Source organism: Microlunatus flavus (assembly GCF_900110855.1).
In the GTDB taxonomy this organism is placed as follows: Bacteria; Actinomycetota; Actinomycetes; order Propionibacteriales; family Propionibacteriaceae; genus Microlunatus; species Microlunatus flavus.
The window spans coordinates 309,026-320,303 of sequence record NZ_FOFA01000003.1; the positions used below are offsets into that span (position 1 = coordinate 309,026).

At 75.2% G+C, this 11,278-nt stretch carries 8 protein-coding genes and 1 pseudogene; 6 read left to right on the plus strand and 3 right to left on the minus strand.

Features of this window, described 5'->3' with window-relative positions; translation table 11 throughout:
- Window positions 1-23 precede the first annotated feature (23 nt).
- Complete coding sequence (locus BMY04_RS09165; protein WP_091179066.1) at window positions 24-440, minus strand: WhiB family transcriptional regulator; 417 nt, start codon at window positions 438-440, stop codon at window positions 24-26.
- Window positions 441-642: 202 nt separating this feature from the next.
- On the opposite strand from BMY04_RS09165, the gene BMY04_RS09170 reads away from it, so the two are divergent.
- The 3 genes from BMY04_RS09170 to BMY04_RS09180 are packed head-to-tail and all read left to right on the plus strand — an operon-like array spanning window position 643 to window position 5,236.
- Complete coding sequence (locus BMY04_RS09170) at window positions 643-1,668, plus strand: 3-oxoacyl-ACP synthase III (protein ID WP_091179067.1); 1,026 nt, start codon at window positions 643-645, stop codon at window positions 1,666-1,668.
- A complete protein-coding gene (locus BMY04_RS09175) occupies window positions 1,665-4,259 on the plus strand; it encodes an alpha/beta fold hydrolase (protein ID WP_091179069.1) in 2,595 nt (864 codons plus the stop codon). The genes BMY04_RS09170 and BMY04_RS09175 overlap by 4 nt, the downstream gene beginning before the upstream one ends.
- Window positions 4,256-5,236 carry an NAD-dependent epimerase/dehydratase family protein gene (locus BMY04_RS09180; RefSeq protein WP_091179071.1) on the plus strand — a complete coding sequence of 327 codons (981 nt, stop codon included), beginning with the start codon at window positions 4,256-4,258 and terminating at the stop codon, window positions 5,234-5,236. The genes BMY04_RS09175 and BMY04_RS09180 overlap by 4 nt, the downstream gene beginning before the upstream one ends.
- A 46-nt stretch (window positions 5,237-5,282) precedes the next feature.
- Here BMY04_RS09180 and BMY04_RS09185 read toward each other — a convergent pair whose 3' ends face one another.
- Together BMY04_RS09185 and BMY04_RS09190 are read right to left on the minus strand one after the other, a co-directional pair.
- Window positions 5,283-6,233, minus strand: coding sequence for a type IV toxin-antitoxin system AbiEi family antitoxin domain-containing protein (locus BMY04_RS09185; protein ID WP_091179073.1), 951 nt, complete (start codon window positions 6,231-6,233; stop codon window positions 5,283-5,285).
- Window positions 6,234-6,353: 120 nt separating this feature from the next.
- The gene (locus tag BMY04_RS09190; RefSeq protein ID WP_091179076.1) at window positions 6,354-7,934 is read right to left on the minus strand and encodes a phytoene desaturase family protein; all 1,581 of its coding nucleotides are present in this window, start codon (window positions 7,932-7,934) and stop codon (window positions 6,354-6,356) included.
- Between the two features lie 168 nt (window positions 7,935-8,102).
- Here BMY04_RS09190 and BMY04_RS09195 point away from each other — a divergent pair, with 168 nt between their 5' ends.
- The 3 genes and pseudogenes from BMY04_RS09195 to BMY04_RS23270 form a co-directional block, all read left to right on the plus strand.
- Window positions 8,103-8,810, plus strand: coding sequence for an HAD family hydrolase (locus BMY04_RS09195; protein WP_170854061.1), 708 nt, complete (start codon window positions 8,103-8,105; stop codon window positions 8,808-8,810).
- A gap of 220 nt (window positions 8,811-9,030) precedes the next feature.
- Window positions 9,031-10,317 (plus strand): ABC transporter substrate-binding protein, encoded by a 1,287-nt coding sequence (locus BMY04_RS23265; RefSeq protein WP_269766214.1) that lies wholly within the window; start codon window positions 9,031-9,033, stop codon window positions 10,315-10,317.
- Window positions 10,263-11,264: pseudogene (locus BMY04_RS23270) on the plus strand (tRNA (adenine-N1)-methyltransferase); the annotation flags it as partial. The gene BMY04_RS23265 and the pseudogene BMY04_RS23270, both read left to right, overlap by 55 nt.
- Window positions 11,265-11,278: the final 14 nt, after the last annotated feature.

An 11,278-nucleotide genomic window follows, 5' to 3' on the forward strand; every position in this document is an offset into this window, starting at 1 on the left:
CTTCGACGTCTAGCGGCCTGGGGTCAGGCGGCGTCCGTGCGGGCGGTGCGGCGGGGGCCGTAGCCGTTCCAGCGGCCCTCGCGGACCAAGCGGCGCTCGTGGGCGGTCAGGCCGCCGAAGATGCCGAACTCGGGGCTGGTGCGCAGGGCCCAGGCGCGGCACGTGTCCATGACCGGGCAGCGGGAGCAGATCTCCTTGGCCTGGTTGCTCAGCGCGTGGTGTGTGGCCTGGTCGCCGAGGGGGAAGAAGACGTCGAGGTTCTCGCCCACGCAGGCGGCGTCGGCGCGCCAGTCCTCGTGCCAGCTCTCGCCGCCGCCGGACTTCATGCGGGACCGGCGGGGTTCGTCGGACGAGCCGCGGTCCAACTCGTCGGTGGTGGTCGGGAAGGCGCCGACCGGCTGGTTCAGCTGCCCGGTCAGCGGGGACGGTGCGCATCTCACGAACGTCGGGGTACCCGGCCCCCCATGCACGAAACACGGCGCAGCTCCGGGGCCACCCCTGGGGGTGGGACCAGGGTCCGCGAGCCCCGGTCGGGCCGAGCCGGTGTGGAATAGTGGACCGGACCTGCCGGGCGTTCATGCGCTGGTCAGGTGGTGTTCGTGGGCCGGTCAGGGGCCCGCGCGGGGACGTGAAGGCTGGGGAATGACAGGAAACGCGACCTACGAGCTCAAGGACACGGCGGTCCTGTCGGTGTGCGCGGTCGAGGCGCCCGTGGTGGTGACCTCCGAGGCGTTCGACGAGCGGCTGATGCGCTCGTACGAGCGGACCGGGCTCAAGCCGGGGATGGTGGAGCAGCTGGCGGGCGTCCGCGAGCGCCGCTGGTGGCCGGAGGACGTGACGTTCGCCGACGCCGCCGCGATGGCCGGCGCGAAGGCGCTCGCCGAGGCCGGCGTCGACCCCTCCCAGGTCGGCCTGCTGATCAACACGTCCGTGTGCCGCGACGGCATCGAGCCGGCGAACGCCGCCGGCGTGCACGACCAGCTCGGCCTGGCGACCAGCTGCCTGAACTTCGACGTCACCAACGCGTGCCTCGGCTTCCTCAACGGCATCCAGCTCGCCGGCTCGCTCATCGACTCCGGGCAGGTCGAGTACGCCCTGCTCGTCGACGCCGAGGGCCTGCGCGGGCTGCAGGAGAGCACGTTGGCGCGGCTCGCCCAGGACGACGCGACGGCGGAGGACCTCAAGCTCCAGTTCGCGACGCTGACGCTCGGCTCCGGCTCGGCCGCCATGGTCCTCGGACGGGCGAGCGAGCACCCCGAGGGGCACCGCGTGACCGGCGGCGTGAGCCGCTCCGGCACGCAGCACAAGGACCTCTGCTGGGCCGACCTCACGCAGATGCGCACCGACTCGCGCGCGCTCTTCGAGGCGGGCATCGAGCTCGCCGGGCAGACGTGGCAGGACGCGCTCGCCGAGGGCCGGGAGTGGGCCGACGCCGACTGGTTCATCGCCCACCAGACCTCGGTCGTCCACCTGCAGGCGATGGCCAAGGTCGTGGGCGTGCCGGACGAGAAGTTCCCGAAGACGGTGCCGACGTTCGGCAACCTGGCCTCGGCCGCCGTCCCGTTCACGCTGGCCAAGCAGGTCCCGATGATCAAGCCGGGCCAGCAGGTCATCCTGCTCGGCATCGGCTCCGGCCTGAACACCTCGTTCGCCGAGATCATCTGGTGACGACGCCCGGCGAGCAGCCCGTCGAGGGGCTGCCCGGGCTCGACCCGCGGTGGTCGCGCTTCCTGACCGTGCCCGACGCGTCGGGCGAGGCCCGGCGCTGGCACGTCCTCGACAACGGCGTGGAGCCGACCGAGGGCACGTTGCTGTGCGTGCACGGCAACCCCACGTGGTCGTACCTGTGGCGGCGCTTCCTGTCCGAGGCCGCGCCCGGCTGGCGTGTCGTCGCCGTCGACCAGCTCGGCATGGGCTGGTCGACCCGCCGCGCCCCGGCCCGCCGGCTGGACGACCGCGTCGACGACCTCGGCCGGCTGACCGAGGCGCTCGGGATCACGGGTCGTACGGTGCTGGCCGCCCACGACTGGGGCGGCCTCGTCGGGCTCGGCTGGGTGCTGGAGCACCGTGAGCAGGTCGCCGGCGTCGTCCTGACGAACACGGCCGTCTTCCAGCCGCTGGACCAGCCGTTCTCCGCGCTGATCCGGCTCGCGCGCAACCCGGCGCTGCGGCAGCTGGTCTGCGTGCAGACGCCGACGTTCGTGCGCGGCGCCGCGGCGCTGTCGCGCCCGCCGCTGGACCGCGAGGTCCGCCGGGCGCTCGCCGGCCCGTACGCCGACCCGTCCGAGCGCGCCGCCATCGGCGACTTCGTCGCGGACGTGCCGCTCGAGCGGGACCACCCCAGCCGGGCCGCCATGGAGCGGGTCGCCGAGGGCGTGCGCGGGCTCGACGTCCCGGCGCTGGTCCTGTGGGGCGGCCGGGACCCCGTGTTCACCGACCTGCACCTGCACGACCTCCTCGACCGGCTCCCGCACGCCGACGTGCACCGCTACGGCCGGGCCTCGCACCTCGTCACCGAGGACGTCCCGGAGACGGCGACGACCGCCTGGCGCTGGATCGGCGAGAAGGTCTCCACGGACGGACCCGAAACCTTTGAGCGCCCCGCGCAGCAGGTCGACCGCACCGCGATCTGGGCGCCCATCACGGCCCGTGCGACGGAGAGCGGGTCGGCTCCTGCGGTCGTCGAGCTGCACGACGGCGTCGTCAGCACCACCTCCTTCGCCGAGCTCGAGCAGGGCATCACCGACCTCGCCCTCGGGCTGTCCGACTTCGGCGTGCGCCGCGGGGACCGCGTGGCCGTGCTCGTCACCCCCGGGGTCGGGCTGACCACGGCGGTGTTCGCGTGCTGGCGCGTGGGCGCCGTCGTCGTCGTCGCCGACGCGGGCCTGGGTGTGCGGGGCATGGCGCACGCCCTGCGCAGCGCCCGGCCCGACCACGTCATCGGCATCCCCAAGGCCGTCGCGGCGCTCGACGCCCTCCGCGTCCCCGGACGCCGCGTCGTCGCGGGCCACCTGCCGGCGCCGCTCGGGCTGGCGCTGCGCCACCCGGCCACGGTCGCCTCGCTCACCGCGCGCGGAGCGGTGCTGCGCGAGCATGGCACGCAGCTGCCGAGCCTCGGCGACACCGACGAGGACGTCGCCGTCTTCTTCACCTCCGGCGCGACCGGGCCCGCGAAGGGCGTCGTCTACCGCGCCGCCCAGCTGCAGGGTCAGGTCGCACGGCTCGCCGGGCTGTACGCGGGCGACCGCGACGACGCCTGGGTGGCCGCGTTCCCGTTGTTCTCGCTCTACGGCCCGGCGATGGGCACGGCGGCCGCCGTGCCCGACATGGACCCGACGAGGGCCGGGACCCTGACCGCTGCCGCGCTGGCCGACGCCGCCGCGGCGGTCGACGGGCGCGTCGTGTTCGCCTCGCCGGCCGCGCTGCGGAACGTCGTCGCCACGGCTGCCGCGCTCACCGACGGCCAGCGCGCGTCGCTGGCCCGCGTCCGGGTGCTCATGTCGGCCGGGGCTCCGGTGCCCGTCGGGCTGCTGCGGCGGGTGCAGGAGCTGGTGCCGAACGCCGACCTGCACACCCCGTACGGGATGACCGAGGTCCTGCCCGTCGCCGACATCACGTTGCCCGGCATCGAGGCCGCGGGGCAGGGCGACGGCGTCTGCGTCGGGTGTCCGGTGCCGGGGGTGACGATCCGGCTCGCGCCGCTCGACGCGCTCGGCCGCGCGACCGGCGAGCTGACCACGACGGCCGGCGTGACCGGCGAGATCCTCGTCGAGGCGGACCACCGCAAGCAGCGCTACGACCGGTTGTGGGCCACGGAGCGGGCCAGCAGCCGCGACGCCGGGCACCACCGCACGGGCGACGTCGGGCACCTCGACGACGAGGGCCGGCTGTGGGTCGAGGGCCGGCTCGTGCACGTGCTCTCCACCGCGGACGGCCCCCTTACCCCCGTCGGTGTGGAGCAGCGCGTCGAGACCCTGCCCGAGGTGGTGTCCGCCGCCGTCGTCGGCGTCGGCCCGGCCGGGACCCAGCAGGTGGTCGTCGTGGTCGTGCCCGCCGCCGCGGTGTCGGTCCGGCGCCCGCTCGCCGCGGGGGAGCTGGCCGCGGCCGTTCGCGGGGTAGCGGGCGTCGAGGTCGCCGCCGTGCTCGCGGTGCCGAGGCTGCCGGTCGACATCCGGCACAACTCCAAGATCGACCGTGCTGCGGTGAGCGCGTGGGCCTCGCAGGTGCTCAGCGGGCAGCGCGCGGGACGGCTCGCGTGAAGGTTCTCGTCACCGGTGCCAGCGGGATGCTCGGCGGGGGCGTCGCCCGGGCCCTGGCCGCCCGCGGCGACGAGGTGACCGTGCTGCAGCGCCGGCCCGCGGGGCTGGGGTTCCGGGAGGTGCTCGGTGACGTCGCCGACGAGTCCGCGGTGCGCGAGGCCGCGGCGGGCCAGGACGCCGTGGTGCACCTGGCGGCCAAGGTGAACGTCGTGGGCCTCGAGGCGGACTACGTCCGTGCCAACGTCGTCGGCACCCGCAACGTCCTCGCCGCGTGCTCCACCCACGGCGTGCAGCGCCTCGTCCAGGTGTCCTCGCCCTCGGTCGCGCACGCGGGCTCGTCGCTCGTCGGCGCACCGGCCGGGCCGGCCGACCCGGCGACGGCGCGCGGACCGTACGCGCGGACCAAGGCGCAGTCCGAGCTCGAGGCGCTGGCCGCTGACGGCGCAGGCGAGGTTCCACTGGCGGTCGTCGCGGTGCGGCCGCACGTCGTCTGGGGACCCGGCGACACGCAGCTCGTCGAGCGCATCGTCGAGCGCGGGCGCGCCGGCCGGCTGCCGCTGCTCGGCACGGGCGCGGCGCTGATCGACACGACGTACGTCGACAACGCGGTGGACGCCCTCGTCGCCGCGCTCGACCGGGCGCTCGAGGTGCACGGCGAGGCCTTCGTGGTGAGCAACGGCGAGCCGCGGCCGGTCGGGGAGATCTTCGGTGACTTCTGCGCGGCCGCCGGTGTTCCGCGTCCGCGGCGCCACGTCCCCGCCGGCCTGGCCGTCGCCGCCGGCGACGTGGTCGAGCGGGTCTGGGCCCTGCGGCACCGCGACGGCGTCGGGCAGCCGCCGCTGACGCGGTTCCTGGCCGAGCAGCTGTCGACGGCGCACTGGTTCGACCAGCGCCGGACGCGCGAGGCGCTGCGCTGGATCCCCGAGGTCAGCATCGCCGAGGGCCTGGAGCGCCTCGCCGCCCACTACCGGCGGTGATCGGTGCGGATCGTGCCGCGACTACGCGGCACGATCCGCACCACTGTCAGCGGCTCGAGGGCTGGCAGGTCGCGCACGGGGCGAACGGCCCCGGCCAGCCGCGCCAGGCGAGGAGCTGGGCGACCTCCGCGGCCACCGCGCACGAGCGGCCGGCGACGTCACCGAAGCCGTAGCGCAGTGTCAGGAGCTGCTCCATCAGGGCCGCGTTGTCCCGGCTCATGTCGCGGAACCGGCCGACCCCCTCGTGGCCGAGCTTGCCGTCCAGCTCGACGACCACGCCGAAGTCGCGGTACAGCACGTCGCGGATCCCCGGCGTCGCGGTCCGGCGCTGCCGGCGCCCGCGGGGAAGCCCGTGCCTGCGCTCGACGTCACGGAGGTAGCGGAGCTCGAGGGGCGACTCCGCCCCCTCGGCCACGTCGACCAGGAGCTCGGCCAGCAGCGTCCGCCGCGAGTGCCGGCTCCTCCTCCCGAGGGCCCGCTCGAGGTGCTGCGGCGTCGTCAGCCGACGCTGCACGCTCTTCGTCACCCAGTCCTCCACCTGGCGCGCAGTGGCGCCCTCGCAGAGGTCGAGCACGGTCTCGGGCACCAGCAGCCGGGGTGGCGAGCCGGTGCAGCGGGGGTCGCGGGCGCCGGGACGTTCGTGGACGAACCGCCAGCGCAGGCGGCTCCGAGCGGGAGAACCGTGCGGCACGAGGACGTCGAGGGGCTCGGGCTCGTCGTCGAGCAGCCCGTGGGCGTGGGCCGAGGCCGTCGGTCCGAGGCGGGCGGCGGGCCCGCCCAGCAGGACCCCGCCCCAGGCCAGCGCCTCCCAGCCGACCGCGGCGTTGTGCGTGACGTACAGCCCGGGCGCGAGGCGTTGCCACCGCTCCTGGTCGACCAGGCGGCCGAGCGCGTGGCGCGACAACCCCAGACCGAGCGCCTGCGCGCTGGTGACGACGTCGGACTGGGCGGTGGCCAGCCGCAGCAGGCGAGGTCCGGGCTCCTGACGCGCGTGCACCGATCCATGCTGGGTCCGTCCGTGAGGCGCCAGACCGGTTCTCCACAGCCCGATCGGCCTCGATGCGGGCATCGGTGCGGATGTTGCCGCGACTACGCGGCACGATCCGCACCGATCTGCTCAGGACCGCCGGAACCGCGACCAGAACAGGGCCGCGCGGGCGGCGTTCATGCCGCAGGCGCCGTGCACGGAACCGCCGGGGTGCGCCGAGGCCGACGCGAGGTAGAGCCCGCGCACCGGCGTCTCGCTGCGGCCGGTCCCGGCGAACGGGCGGAACACCAGCTGCTGCTCCAGGCTCATCGTGCCGCCGTTGATCGACCCGCCGACCAGGTTGGCGTTCCGGGACTCGAAGTCGGCCGGGCCGAGCACCCGCCGCGCGCGGACCCGCGAGCCGAACCCGGGCGCGTACGCCTCGAGGCGCGCCTGCACGCGGTCGGCGAACCGTTCCACCTCGGCCGCGTCCCAGCGCCCCGTGAGCCCGTCGTCACCCGCGTCGTCGCGGACGCGCTGCGGGACGTGGGTGTAGACCCACAGCGACTCGGTGCCCGCCGGCGAGCGCGAGGGGTCGGTCGTCGTCATCTGCCCGACCAGAAGGAACGGGTCGCGGGGAACCACGCCCGCGTCGATCTGGGCGCTCGCGACCGTCATCTCGGCCACCGAGTCCGCGACGTGCACCGTCCCCGGCGCGTACGCGGGGGTGCCGGCCCACGGAACCGTGCCGTCGAGCGCGTAGTCGAGCTTGATCGTCGCCGGGTCCCGGCGGAACCCGCCCATCTTGCGCGTGGTCCGCACCGGCAGGTCGTCGGCCGCCACCAGCCCGCCGAACAGCTGCTCCGCGCCCACGTCGGCCAGCACCGCGCGCCGGACCCGCACCTCGCCGTCGCCCGTCCGCACCGCCACGGCCCGGCGTCCCTCGACGCGGATCCCGGTCGCCGGCGTCGAGCAGGCGACCGTGCCGCCCGCCGCCTCGAACCGTCGCCGCAGCGCCTGCGTCAGCGCGCCCGCGCCGCCCGTCGGCGCCGGGAACCCGACCGTCTGGCCGAGCATGGTCAGCAGCAGCCCCACGAACCCCGACACGGGCGCGTCCAGCCCGACGTCGGCGTGGGAGGCGTTCCCCGCGAGCAGGAGCTCGGGCCCGTCGCCGCCGAAGCGGCCGTCGAGCAGGTGCGTCGCCGGCGCGAGCATCTCGCGCACGAAGGAGACCGCCCCGACCCGGGGCAGCTCGGACAGAAGCCGCAGCCCTCCGCGCACCGGCGGGATGGGGGTCAGCAGCGACTCGACCAGACCCGGCTGGGTCGCCCGCCAGCGGGCGACGAGCGCGTGCCACACCTCGCCGTCGCCCGGGTGGGCCTGGTCGAGCAGGCCGGCGGTGACGTCCTCGTCGCGGTGCAGCAGCGCCCACGAACCGTCACGCCGCGGGTGGCCGAGCACCGCGGGGGCGTGCGACCACTCCAGGCCGAAGCGCTCGAGCCCGAGCGAGGTCAGGGCGGGGGAGACGGCGGCCATCGGGTAGAACGCGCTGAACGTGTCGCTGACGAACTCCGGGTCGACCTCCCGGTCGCTGCGCACGGCCCCGCCCACCTCGTCCTGCGCCTCGAGGAGCAGGACCTCCCAGCCGGCGTCGGCGAGCCGGTTGGCGCCCACGAGCCCGTTGGGCCCGGCGCCGATGACGACGGCGTCGACCTCACGGGGCAGTGGCATGCTCCTAGTGTCCCCGAGGGGCGGCACCGGCCCGACCGGACCTGCCGCACCGGGCTGCGTCCAGCCGTGCCCGGCCGCACCGGGTCCCACGCCAGCCCCAGGCCGAGCCGCACCGGGCGGCGCGCGATTCGTGTCCGGCGCCGCGGCCAGGGAACAATGGGCCGGGCCATGACGTCCTCCGCACCGAACGCCCCGGCCCGACCGGCCCGCCCCGCCGCCCTGCTCTGGGACTTCGACGGGACGCTCGCGGACACCGAGCCCATCTGGATCCGTGCGGAGTACGAGCTCATCGGCCGCCTCGGCGGGTCCTGGTCCGACGAGCACGCCCACCAGCTGGTGGGGAACTCGCTCATCGACTCCGGCATCTACATCGTGCACGCGATCGACCGTCCCGACCTCGACCCGGCCTGGGTCGTCGACCAGCTCGTCGAGCAGGTCGTCGCGACGCTCCGGTCCGGCGACGTGCCGTGGCGCCCGGGCGCCCTCGAGCTGCTGGCGACGAGCGCGAGCGCGGGCGTGCCTTGCGCCCTGGTCTCGGCTTCGTACCGCGTCATCCTCGACGCCGCCCTGGCGGCCCTGCCGCCGGGCAGCTTCGCGGTCTCGGTCGCCGGCGACGAGGTGACCAGCGGCAAGCCGCACCCGGAGCCGTACGAGCGTGCGTGCGAGCTGCTCGCCGTCGACCCGCGTCGTTGCGTCGCGTTCGAGGACAGCGAGACGGGCGCCCGCTCGGCCAACGCGGCCGGTGCGCTCGTCGTCGCCGTGCCCAACCACGTGCCGATCCCGTCGGCGCCGCGCCGCGTCGAGCGCGCCTCGCTGGCCGACCTCGGGCTCGACGAGCTGGCCGCGCTCGTGGACGACGCCGATGCGCTCGTCTGACCGGCGCGCCCGCCGGCTGCTGCCCCCGCTCGTCGCCGGCGCCGCGCTGCTGCTCGCCGGCTGCCACAACCCGGCCGCCCCGCCGCCCGCGCCGAGCACGCCCGGTGCCACACCCCGGGCCTTCACCGTGATGTCGACCGATCGCGTGCGGGTCACCGACCCGGCGGCCGTGACCGACCAGGCGTCGGCGATGTTCAGCCTGAACGTCTTCCAGCGGCTGATGACCGCGGCGCCGGGCCAGGACGTGCTCAAGCCGGACGCGGCCCGGGACTGCATCTTCACCGCGGCCACCGTCTACACCTGCACGCTGCAGAAGGACCTGACCTTCGCCGGCGGCGACGCGCTGACCTCCTCGGACGTGAAGTTCAGCATCGAGCGGGCGCTGCGCCTCGACGTCGCCGGCAGCTCGACGTCGCTGCTGTCGTCCCTGCGACGCATCGAGACCCCGGACGACCTGACCGTGCAGTTCGTGCTGAGCCGCGAGGACACGCAGTTCGGCTGGGCGCTGGCCTCGCCCGCCGCCTCCATCGTGGACGAGCAGCTCTACGACGCCGACGAGGTACGCAGCCCCGACGAGCCGGCGGTGGGCTCCGGCCCGTTCGTCGTGACCTCCTTCGACGAGGACCCCGACAAGGCCAGCGGCAGCATCGTCTTCGACCGCTACCCGCAGTACAAGGGGTTCAGCGCCGCCGACATGGACTCCATCACCTACCGCACCGTCGCGGACTCCGCGACCATCGAGGACGCCATGGAGAAGGGCCAGGTCGACGTCGTCTGGCGCGGCCTCAACACGGCGGCGGTGACGCGGCTGAGCCAGCAGGTCGGGGGCAGCCCCGAGCGCGTGACGAGCAGCGGCTTCTCCGAGAAGGTGCTCCCCGGGACGCGCGTGCTCGAGCTGCAGTGGTCCCCGGGCTCGGCCTCACGACGCAACAAGGACCTGCGTACCGCGATCGCGCTGTCCCTCCAGGGCGACCGCACCCTGGACTCCGTCGTGCCCAACGGCATCGTCGGCCACGTCCCCTCCTTCCCCCTCGGCGGCAAGGCGAAGCCCAAGGTCACGTGGAAGAGCCGGATCAACCTGACGCTGGCCTACGACCCGACCGCGCCGAACGCCGCCGACCTGGCCGACCAGATCCGCAACCGGCTCGAGGACACCGGCGGGCTCAGCGTGCGGCTCGCCCCCGGCACCGCCGACGCCGACCTCGTCCTCGTCGACCGCAAGGCGTGGACCTCGACCGCCCTGTCCTGGCTGCAGCCGTACGTGGACGACCCGGTCCCCGCTTCGGCGACGGCCGTGACGGCGACCACGAACGCCTTCCGCGCGAGCACGAACGAGGCCGACACCACCCGGCTGCTGACGTCGCTGCAGCGCGAGGCGGCGAGCGACCTCGTGCTGCTGCCCATCAGCCAGTCCGACGAGACCGTCTGGGTGCGGGCGGGCGCGGACGTCAACGGCGGCTCGTACGGGCCCGGCTGGCAGCTCGGGCTCTTCGGGATCACGGCGTGAGCGCCGACCAGACCGCGGCCGGAACGGCCGCGGTGCCCTCGGGCGTACGGATCGGCCCGCTGCGGGCGGGGGAGCGGATCACGCTGACCGACCCCAAGGGGCGGCGGCACTCGGTCCTGCTCGCCGAGGGCGGGACGTTCCACACCACCAAGGGCGGGGTCAGCCACGACGAGCTGATCGGCGGGCCCGAGGGCGTCGTCGTGACGTCGGTCGGCGGCACCGCCTTCCTGGCGATGCGCCCGCTGCTCAACGAGTTCACGGTGACGATGCCGCGCGGCGCCGCGGTGGTCTACCCCAAGGACGCCGCCCAGATCCTCATGGCCTGCGACGTGTTCCCGGGCGCCCGCGTGGTCGAGGCGGGCGCCGGTTCCGGTGCGCTGACCTGCAGCCTGCTGCGGGCGGTCGGGCCGACCGGACGGGTGCGCTCGTACGAGCGTCGCGACGACTTCGCGGCCCAGGCCCGGCGCAACGTCGAGAGCTTCTTCGCCGGTCCGCACCCGTCGTGGGACCTCACCGTCGGCGACCTCGTCGAGTCCCTGGAGGCGGAGAGCACCCCGCAGGAGGTCGACCGCGCGATCCTCGACATGCTCGCCCCCTGGGAGTGCGTCGACGCCCTCGCCGAGCGGCTGGTGCCCGGCGGCGTCCTCCTCGCCTACGTCGCGACGACGACGCAGCTCGCGCGCATGGTGGAGACGCTGCGCGTGCACGGCGGGTTCACCGAGCCGGAGGCGACCGAGACGCTGCTGCGGGCCTGGCACGCCGAGGGCCTGGCCGTACGGCCCCGCCACGACATGGTGGGCCACACCGGCTTCCTGGTCGGCGCGCGGAGGATGGCGCCCGGCTTCCGGGCGCCCGCCCGCAAGCGTCGGCCGGCGCCCGGCGCCTATGGCGAGGATTACAACGGCCCGCGGGCCGCGACACCCGAAGGGGCTGCCGAGCGCGGGTAGGTTGGCGGTCCACA